This window comes from Streptomyces sp. NPDC020379 (assembly GCF_044387105.1).
Lineage (GTDB): Bacteria > Actinomycetota > Actinomycetes > Streptomycetales > Streptomycetaceae > Streptomyces.
Map to the genome: position 1 here is coordinate 147352 of NZ_JBIRVR010000008.1, position 22446 is coordinate 169797.

The window sequence follows — 22446 nt, forward strand, 5'->3', positions numbered from 1 at the left end:
CACCGCCGCGCGAGCGGTGGTGCGGACAGGACGGCCCGCGGCCGAGGCACGCCGTCAGCCCGCCACGGCACCCGCGGGGAACCGCACCGTCACGCGCAGCCCCCCGCCCCGCCGCGGGGCCGCGTCCACCGTGCCGCCGTGCGCCCGCGCGATGGAGCGGACGATCGACAGGCCCAGGCCCGCGCCGCCCCCGAGCCGCTCCCGCCCGGCGCCCCGCCGGAAGGGCTCGAAGAGCCCGTCGATCTCCTCCGCGGCGACCTCCGGGCCGGTGTTCGCCACGGTCAACAGGCCCGGTCGGACGCGCACTTCCACGCGCCCTCCCGGGTGGTTGTAGCCCACCGCGTTGCGCAGCAGATTGCCGGTCAGCTGCGCGAGCAGGACACGGTTGCCGGTGAGCGGGGAGGGCACGGCGCGCGTCTCGACGCGTACGCCCTCCCGTGCCGCGCGGTCCGTGACGGCGCCGGTCTCCTCCGCCACGACCTCCGCGAGGTCGAGCGGCTCCCGGCGCTCCAGGCCGCGTTCGCTGCGGGCCAGCACGAGCAGGCCGTCGATCAGGTGCTCCGAGCGCCGGTTGGTCTCCAGCAACAGCTCCTTCGTGCGCGCCAGTTCCTCGGGGGAGACGTCGCCGTCCAGGCCGACCTGGATGGCGGCGCGCTGGGTGGCGAGCGGGGTGCGCAGTTCGTGGGAGGCGTTGGAGACGAAGCGGCGCTGGCTGTCGAAGGCGCCCTCCAGCCGGCCGAGGAGCGCGTCGATGGTGTCGGCCAGCTCCTTCAGCTCGTCGCGCGGGCCCCGCTGTGCGATGCGCTCGTGGAGATTGCGCTCGGAGATGCGGCGAGCGGTGGCGGTCATGGCGTGGACGGGCCGCAGCACGCGCCCCGCCGTCCACCAGCCGACACCCACCGCCAGCAGCGCGGTGAGCAGGAGGGCGAGCGCGGACCACAGCACGAGCTGGTGCGAGGCGGCCGCGCTGACATCCCCGCTGACCTGGTAGATCGTGGACGACGTCAGCCCCGGGACCGCCTGCCCCCGGAAGGGGACGGCCGTCTCGTCCGGCCGCAGCGCCTCCGCCGGCAGGGCGGTACGGGCGATGACGGTGGCCTGCTCGCGCGTGCCGGCCCGGGAGAGGACGTTGACCGTGGCCAGCAGCACCGCGCCGAGCACGAGGAAGACCGCGCCGTAGGCGGCGGCGATGCGCGTGCGGGCGGTGAGCGCGGGCCTGCGGAAGCGGAGCCTCACAGCGCGTACCCCACGCCCTGGACCGTGCGGATCAGCGGCGGCTCGCCGAGCTTGCCGCGCAGCTTGCTCATCGCCACGCGGACGGCACCGGTGAAGGGGTCGGCGTGCGCGTCCCAGGCGCGCTCCAGCAGCTCCTCCGCGCTGACCACCGCGCCCTCCGCCTCCAGCAGGATCTGGAGCAGGGCGAACTCCTTGGGGGAGAGGTCCAGGTCCCGCTCGTCACGGGACGCCGTGCGGCGCACGGTGTCCAGCCGCAGCCCGGAGCGCTCCAGCACCGGCGGCGCCGGGCGGGCGCTGCGGCGGCGCAGCGCCCGTACGCGCGAGACGAGCTCGGGAAACTCGAACGGCTTGGGGAGATAGTCGTCGGCCCCCAGGTCGAGACCGGCGACGCGGTCCTCCATGCTGCCGGCGGCGGTGAGCATCAGGACGCGGGTACGGGAGCCGGAGGCGACGAGGCGGCGGGTGACGTCGTCGCCGTGCACCCGCGGCAGGTCGCGGTCGAGGACGACGACGTCGTAGTCGTGCAGGTCCAGATAGGCGATCGCGGCGTCACCGCTGTAGACCGTGTCCACGGCGAACCCGGCCCGGCGCAGGCCGGTGGCGACCAGCTCGGCCAGCGTTTCCTCGTCCTCGGCGACCAGCACCCGCATGACGTTGTCCATCCTTGTCGGCATTCACCCCCTTTCCAGCATGCCTGTGGGTCTACCGCACGGGATGTTTCGCGGATGTCTCCATGCCGCCGGACGCCCCCGCGGCGGGCCGGTGCGTGCGGCAGCGGAACGCATGCCTCGCGCGCCCCCTCGGTCACCTCCGGGCGCCCCTGTGCGGTGGTGACGCCGGTGCGATCGAGTGACTACCCTTGGTAGTCGTAGGATCACTCTTCGGATCCACCGGTCATCCAACGGGCCCCGCGTGATGGCGCCGCCGGGGCACGACCGAGGTCTTGAGGCCGACGGGAGCCGATGAGAGGGGGAGGGGAGCTCGGGTGGCGGGAGAGGGTCGCGCCTCCCGCCACCCGGGCAGACGTCTCCCCGGCCGCCCCTACAGCCAGGCCCCCAGCAGGAAGGGGCAGGCGTCGAGGATCTCCGACGGCCCCTGGATCACCTCGCGCAGCGTGAAGACGACGTACTGATCGCCCTTCGTCGCGAAGAAGTGCGTCTCCTCCCCCACGCCCGCCGAGGTCACCGCGTCCGGCACGCCCGTGAACGCCTTCGGCAGATGCCCCAGTTCGACGTCGTGCACCTCGCGCTCGTACGCGGTCCCCGGCCGGTCGACGATCACGGTCCCGCGCTCCCCGAACACCAGATAGGACGAGCCGTCCGGCGCCGCGGACACCGCCTTGAAGCGCCGGCCGACCCGCGGCTGGAGCTCCTGCGCGGGGAAGTATTCGTCGGCGGGCAGCAGGTCCTCGCCCTCGCGGTCGGAGAATTCGACGGCGAGGTCGCCCTTGACACCGAGGTAGGGGTGCCGGTGGCCGCGCGGGGTGCGCGTCACGAAGTCGAAGCCGCCGTGGAATTCCTTGGCCAGGTGCGGGAACGCCTCGCTGATCTTCTGCCGGTCGGCCTCCACCCGGTTCCGCCGGGAGAACCGCACGACCTCGTCGTCCCGGAACCCGGCGAAGCGGATGTACGGCGTGCGGTCGGCCCCCGGCACCCACTTGGAGACCGTGCCGAAGACGCCGCCGGCCGCCTCCAGCGTCGTCTTGAGCACACTGGTGGCCGTGGAGACGATGCCCCCGGTGACCGGCTCCACGACCAGCGCGGCCAGCGCGTCGAACGCCCGTTTCTCACCGGCCGGTTCGACGGCCTCGAAGTGCCACCGCCGGTCCCCGGCCGGGGCGATCGCGCTCTCCGCCGTCTGCTCGATCACCGCGCCCTCGGCGGCGGAACCACCGCGCACGGCCAGCCGCAGGTCGCTGCGGACGTTGACGACGGGCGACCCCTTGCCGTCGTCATCGGAGATCCGCCAGGTCTGGCTCCGGTAGGCGGGCGCGCTCTCCTCCAGGGGCGCCTGCCCGACGGCGGCGCCCTTGCCGTCGCGGCTGACCTGGAGATACCGGCCGCTGCGCGGATTCCGCACCCGGTAGGTGTCCCTGCCCCCTTGCCCGGCCTCCAGCCGCCATGCCTGCCCCGCCCGCGCCGGCCACTCGTGCAGCCGCTCCTGCACCACCGCCGCGCCCTTCGCCGTCAGATACAGCCCGGTCTCGTCGTTCCTGATCAGGTACGTGGTCTTGGCGCTGACGCTCATGGACCCTCCTGTGAACGGCCGGAATCACTGCCTTGCTCCGGCGCCCCACGTTAGGAGCGCGCGGAAAGGGGTGCGACAGGAAACCCGGCCATCCGCACGGCGGTCGGCCAAGCCTCGTTCAAGTGGCCTGATCAGGCTCCCGCCTCAGTGGGCATCCTCCATGCGTGAGCAATGAAAATCCCCCCTCGCTCCCTGCCCCCACTCCCCCTCCTCCCGCGCCTGTGAGCTATGCCGTGGACACCCGCACCGACCGCCTCGGCCAAGTCATGGACCGGCACGCCGGATACGTACAGCTACGTCCTCCCCAGGGCGGCGTCGAGTGGGACTGCCCGCCCGAGTACGCCCGGCCCGCCTCCGAGGCGGAGGCGCTGCGCGCCCGCGTGGCACGGCTGAATGCCGAGAGCCGGTGGGGGCTTTGACCGCGCGCACCGTCTTCCTGTTCGGGAACTGGACGCTCGAGCCCGACCTGGAGCCGGACGCGGAGCCGATCACGTACGCGATGCAGTGCGCGGTGTGCGAGGCGTGCTCGGACGCGGTGGAGGACGTCGCGGAGGCCCAGGGCTGGACATTCCGGCACGCGGGGCGCCACCCGTCCCACCACACCTACCGGGAGGTGATCACCAGGCCGTGGCGGGCGTGGATGGCCGAAGCGCCGCCGGCCGCGGGCGGGGCCTGAGACCCACGGGCCTGAGACCCACGGGGCCGCAGCGCACGGGTGACCCCCGCGCGGACGCCGAAATCGCCGCGCGGGCACCCCTCGGCCCTCGGATACGCTAATGGCCTCTGTACACCGCGACCAGGGAGCAGCCGGAAATGGCTCGACACCTCATCACCAGCGCCCTTCCGTACATCAACGGGATCAAGCACCTGGGCAACATGGTGGGGTCCATGCTCCCGGCGGACGTCTACGCGCGCTTCCTCCGCCAGACCGGCCGCGAGACGCTCTACATCTGCGCCACCGACGAGCACGGCACGCCCGCCGAGCTCGGCGCCAAGGAGCTCGGTCTGCCGGTCGACGCGTTCTGCGCCCAGCAGCACGACGCGCAGAAGGCGGTCTACGACGGCTTCGGGCTGTCCTTCGACTACTTCGGCCGCAGCTCCTCCCCCGAGAACCGCGAGATCACCCAGCACTTCGCGCGGCAGCTCAAGGAGAACGGCTTCATCGAGGAGCGGGCGATCCGCCAGGTCTTCTCGATCACCGACGACCGCTTCCTGCCGGACCGCTATATCGTCGGCACCTGCCCGCACTGCGGCTACGACAAGGCGCGCGGCGACCAGTGCGAGAACTGCACCCGCGTGCTCGACCCGACGGACCTGATCGACGCCCGCTCGGCGATCAGCGGCAGCAGCGACCTCGAGGTGCGCGAGACCAAGCACCTCTTCCTGCTCCAGTCGAAGCTCCAGGGCGAGGTCGAGGCGTGGATCGACGAGCACGGCAAGGACTGGCCGGTGCTGGCCTCCTCCATCGCCCGCAAGTGGCTGACCGAGGGCCTCAACGACCGCGCCATCACCCGTGACCTGGAATGGGGCGTGCCCGTCCCGGCCGACACCTGGCCGGAGCTGGCGGCCGAGGGCAAGGTCTTCTACGTCTGGTTCGACGCGCCCGTCGAATACATCGGCGCCACCAAGGAGTGGGCCGGCCAGGACCCGGAGAACCGCGACTGGAAGTCGTGGTGGTACGAGGCCGACGACGTCCGCTACACCCAGTTCATGGGCAAGGACAACGTCCCCTTCCACACGGTGATGTTCCCGGCCACGCAGCTCGGCACCCGGGAGCCGTGGAAGAAGGTCGACTACGTCAAGGCTTTCAACTGGCTCAACTACTACGGCGGCAAGTTCTCCACCTCCCAGAAGCGCGGCGTCTTCACGCACGACGCCCTGGAGCTGCTGCCCGCCGACTACTGGCGCTATTTCATGATGGCCAACGCCCCCGAGTCGGACGACACGTCCTTCACGTGGGAGCTGTTCTCCGCCACGGTGAACAAGGACCTCGCCGACGTCCTCGGCAACTTCGTCAACCGCGTGCTCTCGTTCTCCAGGAAGCGCTTCGGTGACGAGGTCCCCGCGGGCAGCGAGGCGGGCGAGGCGGAGGCGGCGCTCGGCCGCGAGGTCGCGGAGCTGCTCGCGGAGTACGAGCGGCACATGGAGGAGCTCCAGTTCCGCAAGGCCGCGCAGGCGCTGCGGGCGCTGTGGAGCGCGGGCAACTCCTACCTGGAGACCAAGGCCCCCTGGCTGGAGATCAAGACCGACCCCGAGGCCGCGGCGCTCACGCTGCGCACGGCGATGAACCTCATCCACCTCTACTCCGTGGTGTCCGAGCCCTTCATCCCGGCGTCCGCCGCCGCGATGCGGTCCGCGTTCGCGCTGACCGACGACAACGCCACGTGGATCACGCAGGACCAGGCCATGTCGCTGTCCTTCGTCCCCGCGGGCACGGCCTTCACCGTGCCGCCGGTGCTCTTCGCGAAGATCACCGAGGACGACCTGGCGGCGTACCGCGAGCGCTTCGGCGGTGGCGAAGAGGCGTGATCGCGCCCTTTCCAAGGGAAAGCCGGGCCCGGAACCATGACGGTTCCGGGCCCGCTTTTCTGTATTGATCGATCGGCAATCGTTCGTTGACAGCGGCCTTGCAAGGTGGGACGCGCAGATACCTGGGGGAAGACGAAGACGAGGAAGAGAAGTGTCCGACAAACGCATCACCGTGACCGTGCACGCGACCGACGAGCTCAACAGGGCGAGATTCGTCCGCCGGCTGCGGGAGCTGCCCGAGGTGCGCGTGGTCCGCGAGGACGGGGATGTGTCCTTCGTCCTCATGGGCGAGGACGACGCCCCGGCCGCCGCGGAACTGCGCCGCCGGGCCCGGGACAGCGACGAACGCGTCATCCTCGTGGCCGAGGAACTCGGCGAGACGGAGCTCATGGCGGTGGCGGAATACGGGGTGCGGTCCGTCCTCTGCCGGAGCCGCCTCACGGCATGGCGCCTGATCCGCGCGGTCCACACGGCGGTGGGATGCTGCACGAGGGCTCCGCTGGTGACGGCGCTGGTGTGACGGTTCGTTGTCGTCGAGCGGCCTTTGTCCTCAGTCACCGGAACCACCGGACGGGCCGAGTGTCACGGACCGTGGCTCGTGACGTGCGGGCCGCGGGCCACGGTCCGCGATCCAGCCCGTTCAGCGCTTGAGAACACCGCGCGAAGCGTGGTGCGGCGGTCCGGGGCGGAGCCCCCACGCGGCGGAGCCGCACCACAGACGCGGCCGGGAAGGGGCGGGGCTGGGGAAATACCCCCGGATACGCCGAACGCCGGGCGGGACCGAAGCCCACCCGGCGCCCGGAACAACGGCCGTTACTTCACCGGCGGCTTGCGCAGCTGGAGGTGAAGCTCCTTCAGCCGCGACTCGTCCACCTCGCTCGGCGCACCCATCAGCAGATCCTGCGCGTTGCCGTTCAGCGGGAACGCGATCGTCTCGCGGATGTTCGGCTCGTCCGCCAGCAGCATGACGATGCGGTCGACACCCGGCGCGATGCCACCGTGCGGCGGGGCGCCGAACTTGAACGCGCGCAGCATGCCGCCGAATTCGCGCTCCACGTCCTCGTTCGAGTAACCGGCGATCTCGAACGCGCGGTACATGACCTCGGGCTCGTGGTTGCGGATGGCGCCGGAGGACAGCTCGGTGCCGTTGCAGACGATGTCGTACTGCCAGGCCAGGATGTCCAGCGGGTCCATCGTGTTCAGCGCCTCCAGGCCGCCCTGCGGCATGGAGAAGGGGTTGTGCGAGAACTCGATCTTGCCGGTCTCCTCGTCCTTCTCGAACATCGGGAAGTCGACGATCCAGCAGAAGCGGAAGACGTTCTCCTCGAAGTGGCCGGCGCGCTTCGCGGCCTCGACGCGGACCGCGCCCATGATCTTGGAGACCTCGTCGAACTCACCGGCGCCGAAGAAGACGGCGTGGCCGGGGGCCAGGCCGAGGGCCTCGGTCAGGGCCTTGACGTCCTGCTCGGTGAGGAACTTCGCGATCGGGCCGGACAGCTCGCCGCCCTCGCCCACGCGGACCCAGGCCAGGCCCTTCGCGCCCTGCTCGACCGCGTACTCGCCGAGGCCGTCGAAGAACTTGCGGCTCTGGCCGGCGGTGTCCGGCACGGCCAGCGCGCGCACGTGCTTGCCGGCGAACGCCTTGAAGCCGCTGTCGGCGAAGACGCCGGAGACGTCGACCAGCTCCAGCTTGGCGCGGAGGTCCGGCTTGTCGGAGCCGTACTTCAGCATCGCCTCGCGGAAGGGGATCCGCGGGAACGGCGAGGTGACGTGGCGGCCGTTGCCGAACTCCTCGAAGAGCTCGGTCATGACCTTCTCGATGACCTGGAAGACGTCCTCCTGCTCGACGAAGGACATCTCCATGTCGAGCTGGTAGAACTCGCCCGGCGAGCGGTCCGCGCGGGCGTCCTCGTCGCGGAAGCAGGGCGCGATCTGGAAGTAGCGGTCGAAGCCCGCGATCATCAGCAGCTGCTTGAACTGCTGGGGGGCCTGCGGCAGCGCGTAGAACTTGCCGGCGTGCAGCCGGGAGGGCACCAGGAAGTCGCGCGCGCCCTCGGGGGAGGTGGCGGACAGGATCGGGGTGGCCAGCTCGTTGAAGCCCTGCGCGACCATCTTCTGCCGGATGGCGGAGATGACCGCCGAGCGCAGCATGATGTTGCGGTGCATGCGCTCGCGGCGCAGGTCGAGGAAGCGGTACTCCAGGCGCCGCTCCTCGTTGACGCCGTCGTCGGCGTTGATGGTGAAGGGGATCTGCTCGGCGGCGCCGAGCACCTCGACCTCGGTGACCTCGATCTCGATCTCACCGGTGGGCAGCTCGGGGTTGACGTTGTCCGCGCCGCGGCTCATGACCTTGCCGTCCACGCGGACGACGGTCTCCTTGGTGAGGTGGCTCAGGGCCTCGTTCGCGGCGGTGCCGGGACGGGCGACGAGCTGGACCAGACCGTGGTGGTCGCGGAGATCGATGAAGAGGATGCCGCCCAGGTCGCGCCGATTGTGCAGCCAGCCACTCAGTCGCACGTCGGTGTCGACGTCAGCCGCACGGAGCTCGCCGCAAGTGTGGGACCGGTACCGATGCATCGTTCATCCAAGTCGTTGGTCGAGGTGTGATCGAGGTCGTCGATCGAGGGCCTTGATCGAGGTCGTTGATCGGGCGGGGCGCCGGGTCAGCGACGTAGCAGCCCCTGTGCAAGCCTACCTACTGCCGCGAGCGGCCTCGGTGGTGTCCGGCGCCGATACCCGCATAAAGTGGGGCAATGCGCACCGAGGACGTACTGGCCGCTGTAGCGACCGGCCTGTGGCAGTGGGACAACACCACTCGCGTCGTCGCCTTCGATGCCGAGGCGGCCCGCCTCATCGGCCTCCCCGCCGCGCATGTGGAGCTGACGGAGTCCGAGGCCCGCGGCCGGTTCCACGCCGTCGACTGGGTGGAGATCCAGGGGATCATCAGCCTAGCGGTGGCCGAGGGCACTCTCGCCGAGGCCCGGCTCCGGGTGGTCAACGAGGAGGGGCGGGTGCTGCGGACGCTGCGCAGCCGCACCCGGCCCTTCACCCGCGACGGCGAGTATGTCCTGGTGGGGACGCTGGAGGAGGTCCCGCAACCGCTCCAGGGCACCTCGGCGGTGCGCACGTCCGTCACGGGCGACTGGCGCCGCAACAGAGAAGCGTTTCTGCTGGACGCCGGGCGGGCGCTCGCGGAGGCCCGCTCGACGGCCGAGGTGCTGCGGGTGGCGGCGGGTCTGTCGATGCCCGGCTTCGTGCCCTCGGGCCTGGCCGTCTTCAGGGCTGAGGCGTCCCGGGTCAAGGTCATCGGCCACCAGGGCTACGGTCCGGGCGAGGCCGCGCCCTTCCTCGACCTGCCGCTGGACGCCGGCTATCCGGCGGCGGAGGTCATCCGCACCGGCCGCGCGATCTACCTCCCCTCCCCCGAGGACTACGAGCGCCGCTTCCCCCAAGCCTGGAAGCAGGTGGCGCACTTCGGCCGCAAGGCGTGGGCCTTCCTGCCGCTGATCAACGCGGGGCAGACCATCGGCGCCTGGATGGCGGGCTTCAGCGTCCCGGTGGCCTTCACCCCCGACGAGCGGTCCGTGCTCACCACCGTCGCCCGGATGCTCGCGCAGGCGCTGAGCCGGGCCAGCGTCCACGAGTCCGAGCGCGAACTGACCGTGGGCCTCCAGCGCTCGATGATGCCGACGCTCCAGCCGGACATCCCGGGGATGTCGGTGGCCGCGCGGTACGTCCCGACCGGCGGCGGCCTCGACGTCGGCGGCGACTGGTACGACATGATCCCGCTGCCCAACGGCAAGATCGCCCTGGTCATCGGGGACGTGCAGGGGCACGACGTACGGGCCGCGGGGCTGATGGGACAGCTGCGGATCGCCCTGCGCGCCTACGCCTCCGAGGGGCACCACCCCGACGCGGTCCTCTCCCGGGCCTCGCGCTTCCTCGCGGGGATCAACGCCAGCGAGACCGAGGGCGACGACACGGAACCGCGCTTCGCCACCTGCCTCTACACCGAGGTCGACCCCGCCACCGGGCGGCTCACCACCGCCCGCGCCGGGCACCCCGACCCCGCGATCCGGCTCACCGACGGCACGATGCTCCTGCGGCCCACGGCCGGCGGCCTGCCGCTCGGCATCGACCCCGACACCGACTACCCCACCACCCGGCTCGTCCTCGAACCCGGCGAGACGATGCTCGTGTGCACCGACGGCCTCATCGAGACCGGCGGCCACGACCTGGAGACCGGCTGGGAACGGCTGCGCGGGATCATCGAGGGGCACGTCTGCGACGAGGAGGGCGTCCGGGCCACCGAGTGCCTGGAGGCGCTCGCCGACGCGCTCGTGCAGGGCGTGCACGGGCCGTCCTCCCACTACACGACCGGCCCGCTCGCCGACCGGCGCGAGGACGACATCGCCGTCCTCCTGCTCGCCCGCGAGAGCGCGGCCCGCACCGGCGCCCCGGCCGCGCGCCGTACGGTCCTGACCATCGCCCAGGCCGAACCGGAGCGCATCGCCGAGGCACGGCGGCAGCTGCGCCTCCTGCTGCACGACTGGCCGGACCCGGACCAAGTCGACTCGGCCGTCCTGATGGTCTCCGAGATGGTCACCAACGTCCTCGTGCACACCGACGGGGACGCGCTGCTCAGCGCCCAGATCTCCGGCGAGCACGGCGCGCGCTGCGTGCGCGTGGACGTGGCGGACGGCAGCGACGAGCTCCCGCACCGGCGGCACCCCGGGGAGATGGCCTCCTCGGGGCGCGGCCTGGTGCTGATGGAACTGCTCGCCGGCGCCTGGGGGGTCGACCCCCGCGGCGAGGGCAAGAACATCTGGTTCGAGCTCTACGAGACGGACGGCGCCGCCCCGCCGGCTCAGGCGTCGGCCGGGATCACACCGAGCCTGCCGGACTGATAGTCCTCGAACGCCTGCGCAAGCTCGGCGTGGGTGTTCATCACGAACGGCCCGTAGTGCATCATCGGCTCCCGGATCGGCCGCCCGCCGAGGAGCACGATCTCGAAGTTCGGGCTCCGGGACTCCTGCGACGCGTCCGCCCGGAGGGTGATCGAGTCGCCGTTGCCGAAGACGACCGACTGGCCCGTGCGGAAGGGCCGCCCGTCCGTGCCCGCCGTGCCGCGCCCGGCCAGCGCGTACGCCAGCGCGTTGAAGTCGGCCCGCCACGGGAGCGTCAGCTCGGCCCCCGGGTTCAGGGACACGTGCAGCATCGTGATGGGCGTGTGGGTGATGCCCGGCCCCTCGTGCCCGTCGATGTCACCCGCGATCAGCCGCAGCAGCGCACCGCCGTCGGCCGACGTCAGCAGCTTGACCTGGCCGCTCCCGATGTCCTGGTAGCGCGGGGACATCATCTTGTCGCTCTTCGGGAGGTTGACCCACAGCTGGAGGCCGTGGAACAGCCCGCCGGTCATCACCAGCTCCTCCGGCGGCGCCTCGATGTGGAGGATGCCGGAACCGGCGGTCATCCACTGGGTGTCGCCGTCGGTGATGGTGCCACCGCCGCCGTGCGAGTCCTTGTGGTTCATGGTGCCGTCGATGATGTACGTGACGGTCTCGAAGCCGCGGTGCGGGTGCCAGGGGGTGCCCTTGGGCTCGCCCGGCGCGTACTCCACCTCGCCCATCTGGTCCATCATGATGAACGGGTCGAGGTACTTGTAGTTGATCCCCGCGAAGGCCCTGCGGACGGGGAATCCCTCGCCCTCGAAGCCCGACGGCGCGGTCGCGACGTGCAGCACCGGCCGCTGCTTCGCGTCCACCGGAGCGGTGACGCGTGGCAGGGTCAGCGGGTTCTCAACGGTCACAGCCGGCATGACAGCCTCCTCGGTTGTTCTGCCTCCAAGTTAGTTGAAGAATGAACAACTGGCAAGGGGTGCCGCATTCCCGCGCGCCGGACGCCGCCGCCGACCATGGACACTGGATCAATGCGCCTGAACGTCCGTGGACCCGGCCCGGCCGCCCTCTCCGCCCTGATCGCCGCCGTCCTTGCCCTGGGCGCCCTCGCGCTGATGATGGCCAAGCACGGGATCGCCACGGACGCGCCCGTCGCGGAGGGCGATGCCGCGGGCCACTACGCGCAGCCGGAGGCGGCGGGCGACGCCGCGTCGAAGGCGCTGCTCGCGGTGGTGCGCGGCGAACCGGCCGCCCCGGCGCACCCGGAGGCCGCGCTCGCGGAGCGCCCGGACCCGCTGCCCGCCTCGGAGCCGCTGGAGGCGTCCGGGATCAAGCCGTCACCCGCGGTCGGGCCGCTCTTCTACACCGGCGAGGGCACGCCGGGCCACGGCTGCACGGCGAGCGTCGTGCACAGCCCCAAGGGCGATCTCGTGCTCACCGCCGCGCACTGCGTCCACCAGGACGGCTTCCGCACGGACATCGCCTTCGCCCCGGGCTATCACGACGGGGTCGCTCCGTACGGCGTGTGGGTGCCGACCTCCATCGACATCGACCCGGAGTGGTCGGCGGCCCGCGACCCGGACCACGACGTCGCCTTCCTGCGCGTGCGCAAGGTCGGCGACCGGACGCCGATCGAGCGCGTCACCGGCGCGGAGAAGCTCGGCCTGAAGCCGGCCGTGGGGCGGCCGGCACGGCTGATCGGCTACCCGGCGGAGGGGGAGACCCCGGTCGCCTGCCAGAACGCGACCGCCAGTTACAGCCCCACCCAGCTCCGCTTCGACTGCCGCGGCCTGACGAACGGCACGAGCGGCGGCCCGATCCTCACGGACATCGACCCCAGGACGGGCCTGGGCACGGTCGACGGCGTCGTGGGCGGCCACCAGGAGGGCGGCGACGACGAGACGTCGTACAGCTCGTACTTCGGCGACGACGTGGCGGCGCTCTACCGCAGGGCCACGGCCTGACCTGTCCGGCTCCGCGGGCGGCGTCGTCCGCACCACCGCCGCGCGGCGGTGTCCTCGATCGCCGGACAGGCCGGACAGGGCTGACGCGGGTGCACGTCGCGGCCCGCCCGGAAACCGCCCGAAGGGCGCGCCGCAGGCGGGAAAAGTCCCGGCAGGCTACGGCCTACCCGTACATCCGGCGCATCGCGAAGTCGACCATCTGCTCGACCGCCTTCGCGTCGAAGACCATGCGGTGGTCGCCCTCCATGTCGAGGACGAAGCCGTAGCCGGTCGGCAGGAGGTCTATGACCTCGGCACCGGTGATCACGAAGTACTTCGACTCCTTGCCCGCGTACCGCCGCAGCTCCTTGAGCGAGGTGAACATCGGGATCACCGGCTGCTGGGTGTTGTGCAGGGCGAGGAAGCCGGGGTTGTCACCGCGCGGGCAGTAGACCTTCGAGCTCGAGAAGACGACCTGGAAGTCCTCCGCGGACATCGACCCCGTGGTGAAGGCCCGGACCGCGTCGGCGAGCGACGGCGGGGACGGCTCGGGGTAGAGCGGCTGCTCGCCGTAGCCCCCGGGCTGCTGCGGCGGTGCGTAGCCCTGCGTTCCCGCGTTCTGGTCGTAGCCGTACATGCGCCAAAGCGTACTCAGTGAACCTCCCCGGCCTGAAGGCCGGAGCTTCCGTCCTCACGCGCACCCCACGGCGGTACGGGCGCCCGCCCGGCCGGCACCTCGGGGGGAGGCGGCACCGCCTCCGTGGCCCACGAGGTTCCAAGGACCGGGAACGCCAGCAACACGCGCACCAACAGGCAGGTCAGCGCGGGTGGCCCGGTTCCGGGCGCTCCTCCGCGCTTCGCGACTTCGCCCCGCACTCGCGCGATGTCGGGCGCGCTGGTGGAAACCATGTCGTTCCCGCCGGCCGGCGGACCACCGGATTCGGGCCCCTGGATACTTCACCCGAATCACTGCCTCGGGTGCCACCGGGACGTACGTCCCGTCATTGACGGTGCACGGCCCGGACAGAATCCCCGCCAACGGATTCCCCTTGAAAGGCAATTCGCCCGCGCGCCCAGGAGGTCGGCCCGGGGCGGGCACCGGCCCTTCGGCCAGGGCGCCACCACCGAAGCCCCCGATACCGCCGCCGCGGATCCCCGCCCACTTGAGCCTGGTCACAGTTGGACGATCAGGGGTTGCGTCTTATTACCGGTGGGTAGCATCATAGAAATTACTGCCCGGTACGTATTTGAGGTCTACCTCCCAGTCTTACGGAGCCGTTGTCATGGGCCACTACAAGTCGAATCTCCGCGACATCGAGTTCAACCTCTTCGAGGTGCTCGGCCGCGACAAGCTGTACGGCTCCGGCCCGTTCGCGGAGATGGACGTCGAGACCGCCAAGGACATCCTCTCGGAGATCACGCGCCTCTCCGAGAACGAGCTCGCGGAGTCCTACGCCGACACCGACCGCAACCCGCCGGTGTTCGACCCCGAGACCAACACCGCCCCGATTCCGGACACGTTCAAGAAGAGCTACCAGGCGTACATGGACGCCGAGTGGTGGCGTCTGGGCATCCCGGAGGAGATCGGCGGCACGACCGCGCCGCGCTCGCTCCTGTGGGGCTTCGCGGAGACGATCCTCGGCTCGAACCCGGCCGTGTGGATGTACTCCTCCGGTCCCGCCTTCGCGGGCGTGCTCTTCGAGGAGGGCACCGAGCAGCAGAAGCACATCGCGAAGATCGCGGTGGAGAAGCAGTGGGGCTCCACCATGGTGCTGACCGAGCCGGACGCCGGCTCGGACGTGGGCGCCGGCCGCACCAAGGCGGTCAAGCAGGAGGACGGCTCCTGGCACATCGAGGGCGTGAAGCGCTTCATCACCTCCGGTGAGCACGACATGGCGGACAACATCCTCCACTACGTCCTCGCCCGCCCCGAGGGCCACGGGCCGGGCACCAAGGGCCTGTCGCTCTTCCTCGTGCCGAAGTACGAGTTCGACTTCGAGACCGGCGAGCTGGGCGAGCGCAACGGCGTCTACGCCACCAACGTCGAGCACAAGATGGGCCTCAAGGCGTCCAACACCTGCGAGATGACCTTCGGCGACAAGCACCCCGCCAAGGGCTGGCTCATCGGCGAGAAGCACGACGGCATCCGCCAGATGTTCATGATCATCGAGTTCGCCCGGATGATGGTCGGCACGAAGGCCATCGCCACCCTCTCGACCGGCTACCTCAACGCTCTGGAGTACGCCAAGGAGCGCGTGCAGGGCCCGGACCTGGCCAACTTCATGGACAAGTCCGCGCCCAAGGTCACCATCACGCACCACCCCGACGTGCGCCGCTCCCTGATGACGCAGAAGGCGTACGCGGAGGGCATGCGCGCCCTCGTCCTGCACACCGCCGCCGTCCAGGACGACATCCTGGTCAAGGAGCACGCGGGCGAGGACACCAAGGCGCTGCACGGCCTCAACGACCTGCTCCTGCCGATCGTGAAGGGCTACGGCTCGGAGAAGTCCTACGAGCTGCTCGCGCAGTCGCTCCAGACCTTCGGCGGCTCCGGGTACCTCCAGGAGTACCCGATCGAGCAGTACATCCGTGACTCGAAGATCGACACGCTCTACGAGGGCACGACCGCCATCCAGGGCCAGGACTTCTTCTTCCGGAAGATCGTCCGCGACCAGGGCCAGTCCCTGAACACCCTGGCCGAGGAGATCAAGAAGTTCCTGGCCTCCGAGGCCGGCGGCGAGGAGCTGGCCGCCGCGCGCGGCTCGCTCGCCAAGGCCGCGGTGGACCTGGAGGCGATCGTCGGCAAGATGATCACCGACCTCACCGCCACCGGCGAGGACGTCAAGAACATCTACAAGGTCGGCCTCAACACCACCCGCCTGCTGATGGCCTCCGGCGACGTCGTCGTCGGCTACCTCCTGCTGCGCGGCGCGGCCGTGGCCGCCGAGAAGCTGCCCACCGCCTCCTCCAAGGACAAGGCGTTCTACGAGGGCAAGATCGCGGCGGCGAAGTTCTTCGCCCACAACATCCTGCCGGGCGTCTCCCTGGAGCGCGGCCTCGCCGAGTCCATCGACAACTCCCTGATGGAGCTGGACGAGTCCGCCTTCTGAGGCACCCCCGCGCGAGGCACGCGACCGGACCGTGAGGTTCCGCCGACCGTCACGGCGCACCGCTTCCGCACACCGGCCACGGGCCCGCTCTCCCTCCCGGGAGCAGCGGGCCCGTTGTCCTTATCCTGAGGCCATGAGCCCTGCGCACCGCTTCGACCGCGGCCACACCGACGACCTGATCTCCTTCCTCGCCGCCAGCCCCTCCCCGTACCACGCGGTGGCCAACACGGCCGCACGACTGGAGAAAGCGGGCTTCCGCCAGATCGCGGAGACCGACGCGTGGGACGCGGGCGGGGGCACCTCCGATGCCGTCCAGGCCATGGGGGAAGGCGGGAAGTTCGTGCTGCGCGGGGGCGCCCTCATCGCCTGGTACGTACCTGAGGGCGCGACAGCCGCCACCCCCTTCCGCATCATCGGCGCGCACACCGACTCGCCCAACCTCCGCGTCAAGCCGCTGCCCGACACCGGTGCGCACGGCTGGCGCCAGGTCGCTGTCGAGATCTACGGCGGCACGCTGCTCAACACCTGGCTCGACCGCGACCTCGGCCTCTCCGGCCGGGTGACCCTGCGCGACGGCAGCCACCACCTCGTCAACGTCGACCGCCCGCTGCTGCGCGTGCCGCAGCTCGCCATCCACCTCGACCGGGGTGTCAACGACAGCCTCAAGCTCGACAGGCAGCGGCACATGACGCCGGTCTGGGGCCTGGGCGAGGTGCGCGAGGGCGACCTCATCCGCTTCGTCGCCGACGAGGCCGACCTGGCCGCCGAGGAGATCGCCGGCTGGGACCTGATGGTCCACAGCGTGGAGCCGCCCGCCTACCTCGGCCGCGACCGCGAACTCCTCGCCGCGCCGCGCCTGGACAACCTGCTGTCCGTGCACGCGGGCGCGGCCGCGCTGGCCGCCGCGGCCGGCGACCACCTGGCGTACATCCCGGTGCTGGCCGCCTTCGACCACGAGGAGAACGGCAGCCAGTCCGACACCGGCGCCGACGGCCCGCTGCTGGGCACGGTGCTGGAACGGTCCGTCTTCGCCCGCGGCGGCTCGTACGAGGACAAGGCGCGCGCCTTCGCGGGCACCGTCTGCCTCTCCTCCGACACCGGCCACGCGGTGCACCCCAACTACGCGGAGCACCACGACCCGGGCCACCACCCGGTGCCCAACGGCGGGCCGATCCTGAAGACCAATGTCAATCAGCGGTACGCGACCGACGGCGGCGGCCGGGCCGTCTTCGCCGCCGCGTGCGAGCGGGCCGGCGTGCCCTGGCAGCACTTCGTCTCCAACAACTCCATGCCCTGCGGCACCACCATCGGTCCCATCACCGCCGCCCGCCACGGCATCTCCACCGTCGACATCGGCATCGCCTGCCTGTCCATGCACTCCGCGCGCGAGCTGTGCGGCGCGGACGACCCGCACCTGCTGGCCGCCGCGCTGACGGCCTTCCTGGAGGGCTGATTTGGAGTTCTCCCTGCTGGGTCCGGTCACCGCCACCGCCGCCTCCGGTGAGCTCCCGCTGGGCCCCGCCAAACGGCGCAGCGTGCTCGCCATGCTGCTGTTGCAGCCCAACACGACGGTCTCCGTGGCGCAGTTGATCGACTCGGTCTGGGAGGACGCGCCGCCCGCCCACGCCCGCACGGTGGTCCAGGGCCATGTCTCGCGGCTCCGGGCGACCCTGGCGGAGGCGGGCGCCGACGCGTACGGGGTGTCGCTGGCCACGCACGGTTCGGCGTATCTGCTGCGGCTGCCGGAGCCGGCCGTCGACACATACCGCTTCGGCGAACTGGTCGCCCGCGCGCGCCCGGAGGAGGCGCCGGCGGAGGCGGTGGGGCTGCTCCGGGAGGCGCTGGGCCTGTGGCACGGTCCGGCGCTGACCGGCACGGTCCTCACGCCGCCGCTCGCCGCCGCCGCGCACGCCCTGGACGAGCGGCGGCTGACGGCCGTCGAGGCGCTCGCGCGCGCGTACGGCGCGCTGGGCGCGCACGACCACGCGGCCGCCGCCCTGCTGCCGGAGGCCGTCGGCCATCCCCTGCGGGAGTCCCTCGTCGCCACGCTGATGCTCGCGTTGTACGGCGCGGGCCGTCAGTCCGAGGCGATCGAGTGGTTCCACCGCACGCGGCGCCTGCTCGCGGACGATCTGGGCGTGGGCCCGGGCGAGGCGCTGCGCGCGGCCTACGCGCGCATGCTCGCGCCCGCGGCGGGCGGCGGGGACGCGCGCGGCGGGCGGTGGACGGCCGGCGGCGCCGGCAGGCCGCAGGCGCCGCCGGGCCCCTGGGCGACTCCGCAGCTGCTGCCCCGGCGGCCCGCGGGCTTCCTCGGCCGGGACCTCGAACTCGCCGGGCTGACGCGGCTCCTGAGCGGCCCGGGCGCGGCGCCCGTGCCCGCGGCCGGTGAGGTCGCGCTCGTCACCGGGCCCGCGGGGGTGGGGAAGAGCGCGTTCGCCGCGCACTGGGCGCATGTCCACGGCGACGCGTTCCCCGGCGGCCGGCTCTTCGCCGATCTGCGGGGGTTCAGCGGTGGCGAGGAGGCGCAGCCCTGCGAGGTGCTGCGGGAGTTCCTGCTGGCGCTCGGCACACCGGGTGACCGCATACCCGCCTCGCCGCAGGCCGCGTCCGCGCTCTACCGCTCGCTCGTGGCCGGGCGTCAGTTGCTCGTCGTGCTCGACAACGCGCGCAGCTCCGCCCAGGTGCGGCCGTTGCTGCCGGCCGGTGCGCGGTGCGCGACGATCGTCACCAGCCGCAGCCGGCTCGACGGCCTGGTGGCGACGGACTCGGCCCGGCCGCTGCGGCTGCGCTCGCTCGGCACGGAGGACGGGGTGGCCCTGCTGGGCACGGTCCTCGGGCCCGACCGGGTCGCCGAGGATCCGGACGCGGCGGCCGAACTGGTCGCGCTCTGCGACGGGCTGCCGCTCGCGCTGCGGGCCGCGGCCGCCCAGCTGACGGCCCGTCCGCGCTGGCGGCTGGGCCGGCTCGCCGCGGCGCTGCGGGACGAGCGCCAGCGGCTGGCCCTGCTGTCCGCCGAGGACACGGGCGTGGCGGCGGCCCTGCGCGCCTCCGCGGCCCGCCTGTCGGAGGACGACGCCCGGCTCCTGAGCGCGCTGGGCACGGGCTTCACGCGCGTCGTGGACGCCTCCGCCGTCGCCGCGCTCGCGGGCGCCGACCCCGACGTGACGCGCTACGGCCTGGACCGGCTGGCGGAGATGCACCTGGTGGACGAGGAGGCGACGGGCCGGTACGTCATGAGCGACCTGGTCAAGCTCTTCGCGCGGCGGCCCTCGCAGGAGCCGCGCGACTGATTCCGGCGCGGGTTCGAACAGGGCGCGGGCACGCCCGGGGCAAGACCACACATTCGGGGCACCCAATGCCGAAACGTTAGCGGAGCGTTAGCGGTTCGCCAATGCGCTGCGGAATGATCCATGCCGTACCGACCGGCCGACATCCCATCGGGGGATCCACCATGACTCGTACCCGCTCCCTGCGCCTTACCGCGGCCGCCCTCACCGCGGCGGCGGCCCTCACCCTCACCGCCTGCGGCGGCAACGACGGTTCGGGTGCCAAGACCAGCGGGAAGGCCGACACCTCGGCGGCCGACGGGCAGGAGCAGGGTCAGCCGGCGGACGACTCGGGCCAGGCGGACACGGCACAGGCGGCCACGGCCTCCAAGGACGGCAAGAACGGGGCCAAGGGCACCTGCACGGCCGCGAACGTCAAGGTGGAGGCGAAGGCCGTCCAGACGCCGGTCAACCACCTGCTCATCGTGGCCACCAACACCTCGAAGAGCCCCTGCCACGCGTACAACTTCCCGTTCATCCGCTTCGACGCCGACCAGGCGACCGCGGGCGCCGTGGAGGAGAGCCGCCCGCAGGGCGTCATCACGCTGGCTCCGGGCAAGGCGGCCTACGCGGGCGTCATCACCTCGGCCGCGGACGGCTCGGGCGGTGCCGGCCGGGACGCGAAGAAGCTGGGCGTCTCCTTCCAGGGCTCGGACGGGAACGGCAGCGTCGGCGACCAGGCGTCGGTGGACCTGCCCGGAGGCAAGGTCCACGTCGACGACTCGGCGCGCGTCACGTACTGGCAGAGCGGTTCGCCCGCGGCGCTGAAGTGGTAGCCGGACGGCCTCAGCCGTCCAGTCCGGCCAGCACCAACGGCAGCCGGGAGACCCCGTCCGCCACCACGCTCACAGGCACGCCCCAGTCCTGCTGATGCATATGGCACGCCGGGTACTCGTTGTCCGGGTCGTCGTCGCACGAGGCGGCCATCGCCGACACGTGCAGGACGCCCTCGGTCACGCCGGCCGCCAGGACGAGGTCGCGGCCCAGGTCGGTGCCCGCGCCCGAGCCCTCCGCCAGGAGCTCCGGCGGGGTGGAGCTGACGAGCAGGCGGGTGGACGGGCCGTAGCGAGTGTCGAGCTTCTGGCCGGCCGGGGCCTGGAAGACGACGTCGAGCCGCAGCCGCCCGGGGGCGACCTCCGTGGCGGCGCGCTGCGTGCGGTGGGCGACGGCCTCGACGCGTACGGCCTCCTCGGGCAGCCGCAGCCGGGTCAGGCGGTGCCGGGCGGATTCCACGACCACGATGTCGTCGTCGGCGAGCACGGCGGCGGACGGCTCGCGCAGGTCGGTCGCGAGCGTCGTCACCTCGCCCGTGGCCGGGTCGAAGCGGCGCAGCGCGTGGTTGTAGGTGTCGCAGACGGCGACGGAGCCGTCGGGGAGCGCGGTCACGCCCAGGGGGTGCTGGAAGAGCGCCTGCGCGGCGTCGCCGTCGCGGTGCCCGAAGTCGAAGAGGCCGGTGCCGACGGCGGTGCGGACGGCGAAGCCCTCGCCGTCCCGCTCGACCCAGCGCAGGGCGGAGGTCTCGGGGTCGGCCACCCACAGCCGGTCGCCGCTCGCCGCGAGCCCGGACGGCTGCGCGAACCACGCCTCGGCCGCCGGCCCGTCGACCAGACCCTCGTTGGTCGTGCCCGCCGCGACCTCGACGGTGCCGGTCTCCGGGTCGTACGTCCACAGTTGGTGGACGCCCGCCATGGCGATCCAGACGCGGCCGGCGAACCAGGCCACGTCCCAGGGCGAGGAGAGGCTGATCTCCGTCGCGGGTCCCGAGGTGGGCTGCCCCTGCATCCACTGCCTGCCCGTCCCGGCGAGGGTGGTGAGCGCGCCGGTCTCCGGGTCGTACGCCCGCAGCGCGTGGTTCACGGTGTCGGCGACGACGACCGTGCCCCCGGGCAGCAGCGCGAGGCCCTGGGGCTCGCTGAGGCTCTCGGGTCCGAAGCCGCGCTCGCCGGTGCCGACGCGGCGCACGACGGTCTCGGCGTCGGCCGCGAGCTCCACGAGCTGGTGGCGGGTGGAGTCAGAGACGAGGAAGGTGCCGCCGGGCAGCCGCACGGCCTTGCCGGGGAAGCGGAGATCGGTGGCGACGGGCTCGGGCGCGACGTAGGGCCCCTCACCGCGCCGCAGCGTCCCCTTGGCCCCGTGCTCCGCCTCCAGCTCGCCCACCAGTGACTCAAGGGCGTGCGCGTGCCCCTCGCCGGCGTGCTGGGCGACGACATAGCCCTCCGGGTCGATCACGACGAGCGTGGGCCAGGCGCGCACGGCGTACTGCTTCCACGTCGCGAGCTCGGGGTCGTCCAGGACGGGGTGGTGCACCTCGTACCGCTCGACGGCGTCGACCACGGCCTGGTGCTCGGCCTCGTGCACGAACTTCGGCGAGTGCACACCGATGATCACCACGGTGTCGCGGTGCTTCTCCTCCAGCTCGCGCAGCTCGTCGAGGACGTGCAGGCAGTTCACGCAGCAGAACGTCCAGAAATCGAGGATCACGATGCGTCCTCGCAGGTCGGCGAGGGTGAGTTCGGTTCCGCCGGTGTTGAGCCAGCCGCCCTTGCCGATGAGTTCGGGGGCGCGGACCCGGGCGCTGCGGGGAGCGGGCGAGGCATTGTTCATGGTTCAAGGGTGCCATCCCGGTGTGAACGCACGATCACAAGCGCTTGGCCTGGCGGACGGTAAGGGGACACGGCACGGACAGTCCGGGCTGTTGCCCTGTTTTCCGCTCCGCGCGCCCGCCGGAGCACCTAGAGTTGACGTGTTCCGGAGCCCGGCTCCAGGAACAGGGCCGGGGAGTCGCACAGCAGTACGACTCCCCGGGATTTCGCGAGGAGACCCCGTCAGGATCCGCTGTGGTGTCCGACCAGCTCGAGTACCAGTCGAGCGATGTTGGTCAGGAACGACACCACGGCGAGCAGGATCCCGAGCGGGGTCTTTCGCCATCCGCATGGTTGCCGTCGGTCAGCTGCCATGCATGTCACCTCCGTGCGTGCGAGCGAATGGATACGGCACGGGTGGACAGCGCATGTTCCGCGGACGTCGACAACTCCGCGCTGGAACCTTATGCAGGCGGCTCAGGGGCACATGCCACATCCAGAAGTTCGCCAGGGCTTCGCCAGGGGTCGCAAGATACCCGCCGCCCAACTGAGCGGGGCAGACTGGTTTTTCGTAG

At 71.8% G+C, this 22446-nt stretch carries 17 protein-coding genes; 10 read left to right on the forward strand and 7 right to left on the reverse strand.

The window, feature by feature from the left end; translation table 11 throughout:
* Window positions 1-54 precede the first annotated feature (54 nt).
* The 3 genes from ACH427_RS13430 to ACH427_RS13440 form a co-directional block, all read right to left on the reverse strand.
* Window positions 55-1236: an ATP-binding protein gene (locus ACH427_RS13430; RefSeq protein ID WP_398869594.1), complete on the reverse strand. Its 1182-nt coding sequence runs from the start codon at window positions 1234-1236 to the stop codon at window positions 55-57.
* The gene (locus ACH427_RS13435) at window positions 1233-1886 is read right to left on the reverse strand and encodes a response regulator transcription factor (protein WP_398869730.1); all 654 of its coding nucleotides are present in this window, start codon (window positions 1884-1886) and stop codon (window positions 1233-1235) included. Before ACH427_RS13435 ends, ACH427_RS13430 begins: the two co-directional genes overlap by 4 nt.
* 391 nt (window positions 1887-2277) lie before the next feature.
* Window positions 2278-3483 carry an RICIN domain-containing protein gene (locus tag ACH427_RS13440; protein WP_398869595.1) on the reverse strand — a complete coding sequence of 402 codons (1206 nt, stop codon included), beginning with the start codon at window positions 3481-3483 and terminating at the stop codon, window positions 2278-2280.
* A gap of 221 nt (window positions 3484-3704) precedes the next feature.
* Here ACH427_RS13440 and ACH427_RS13445 point away from each other — a divergent pair, with 221 nt between their 5' ends.
* From ACH427_RS13445 to ACH427_RS13460, 4 genes are all read left to right on the forward strand, one after another.
* Complete coding sequence (locus ACH427_RS13445; protein WP_398869596.1) at window positions 3705-3902, forward strand: hypothetical protein; 198 nt, start codon at window positions 3705-3707, stop codon at window positions 3900-3902.
* Complete coding sequence (locus ACH427_RS13450) at window positions 3890-4159, forward strand: hypothetical protein (protein ID WP_398869597.1); 270 nt, start codon at window positions 3890-3892, stop codon at window positions 4157-4159. Before ACH427_RS13445 ends, ACH427_RS13450 begins: the two co-directional genes overlap by 13 nt.
* 137 nt (window positions 4160-4296) lie before the next feature.
* Window positions 4297-6012: a methionine--tRNA ligase gene (gene metG / locus ACH427_RS13455; RefSeq protein WP_398869598.1), complete on the forward strand. Its 1716-nt coding sequence runs from the start codon at window positions 4297-4299 to the stop codon at window positions 6010-6012.
* A 151-nt stretch (window positions 6013-6163) separates the two neighbouring features.
* Window positions 6164-6532 carry a DNA-binding response regulator gene (locus ACH427_RS13460; RefSeq protein ID WP_398869599.1) on the forward strand — a complete coding sequence of 123 codons (369 nt, stop codon included), beginning with the start codon at window positions 6164-6166 and terminating at the stop codon, window positions 6530-6532.
* A 293-nt stretch (window positions 6533-6825) separates the two neighbouring features.
* Here the strand turns inward: ACH427_RS13460 and aspS are convergent, their stop codons facing one another.
* Window positions 6826-8589, reverse strand: coding sequence for an aspartate--tRNA ligase (gene aspS, locus ACH427_RS13465; RefSeq protein ID WP_398869600.1), 1764 nt, complete (start codon window positions 8587-8589; stop codon window positions 6826-6828).
* A gap of 176 nt (window positions 8590-8765) precedes the next feature.
* Here aspS and ACH427_RS13470 point away from each other — a divergent pair, with 176 nt between their 5' ends.
* Window positions 8766-10919: a SpoIIE family protein phosphatase gene (locus ACH427_RS13470; protein WP_398869601.1), complete on the forward strand. Its 2154-nt coding sequence runs from the start codon at window positions 8766-8768 to the stop codon at window positions 10917-10919.
* Here ACH427_RS13470 and ACH427_RS13475 read toward each other — a convergent pair.
* Window positions 10880-11830, reverse strand: coding sequence for a pirin family protein (locus ACH427_RS13475; RefSeq protein WP_398869602.1), 951 nt, complete (start codon window positions 11828-11830; stop codon window positions 10880-10882). The genes ACH427_RS13470 and ACH427_RS13475 overlap by 40 nt on opposite strands.
* Window positions 11831-11941: 111 nt before the next feature.
* Here ACH427_RS13475 and ACH427_RS13480 point away from each other — a divergent pair, with 111 nt between their 5' ends.
* Entirely contained in the window at window positions 11942-12874 is a 933-nt protein-coding gene (locus tag ACH427_RS13480) for a trypsin-like serine peptidase (protein ID WP_398869603.1), read from the forward strand.
* A 163-nt stretch (window positions 12875-13037) separates the two neighbouring features.
* On the opposite strand, the gene ACH427_RS13485 is transcribed toward ACH427_RS13480, so the two are convergent.
* Window positions 13038-13490, reverse strand: coding sequence for an SseB family protein (locus ACH427_RS13485; protein ID WP_116212775.1), 453 nt, complete (start codon window positions 13488-13490; stop codon window positions 13038-13040).
* 646 nt (window positions 13491-14136) lie between these two features.
* Here ACH427_RS13485 and ACH427_RS13490 point away from each other — a divergent pair.
* The 4 genes from ACH427_RS13490 (at window position 14137) to ACH427_RS13505 (ending at window position 20065) form a co-directional block, all read left to right on the forward strand.
* Window positions 14137-15963 (forward strand): acyl-CoA dehydrogenase, encoded by a 1827-nt coding sequence (locus tag ACH427_RS13490; protein WP_398869604.1) that lies wholly within the window; start codon window positions 14137-14139, stop codon window positions 15961-15963.
* A gap of 133 nt (window positions 15964-16096) precedes the next feature.
* Entirely contained in the window at window positions 16097-17416 is a 1320-nt protein-coding gene (locus ACH427_RS13495) for a M18 family aminopeptidase (RefSeq protein WP_398869605.1), read from the forward strand.
* Between the two features lies 1 nt (window position 17417).
* Window positions 17418-19253, forward strand: a complete 1836-nt coding sequence (locus ACH427_RS13500; RefSeq protein ID WP_398869606.1) for a BTAD domain-containing putative transcriptional regulator — start codon at window positions 17418-17420, stop codon at window positions 19251-19253.
* A gap of 161 nt (window positions 19254-19414) precedes the next feature.
* The gene (locus ACH427_RS13505) at window positions 19415-20065 is read left to right on the forward strand and encodes a DUF4232 domain-containing protein (RefSeq protein ID WP_398869607.1); all 651 of its coding nucleotides are present in this window, start codon (window positions 19415-19417) and stop codon (window positions 20063-20065) included.
* Window positions 20066-20075: 10 nt separating this feature from the next.
* Here ACH427_RS13505 and ACH427_RS13510 read toward each other — a convergent pair whose 3' ends face one another.
* Window positions 20076-21893 (reverse strand): NHL domain-containing thioredoxin family protein, encoded by a 1818-nt coding sequence (locus ACH427_RS13510; protein ID WP_398869608.1) that lies wholly within the window; start codon window positions 21891-21893, stop codon window positions 20076-20078.
* Between the last annotated feature and the right edge of the window lie 553 nt (window positions 21894-22446).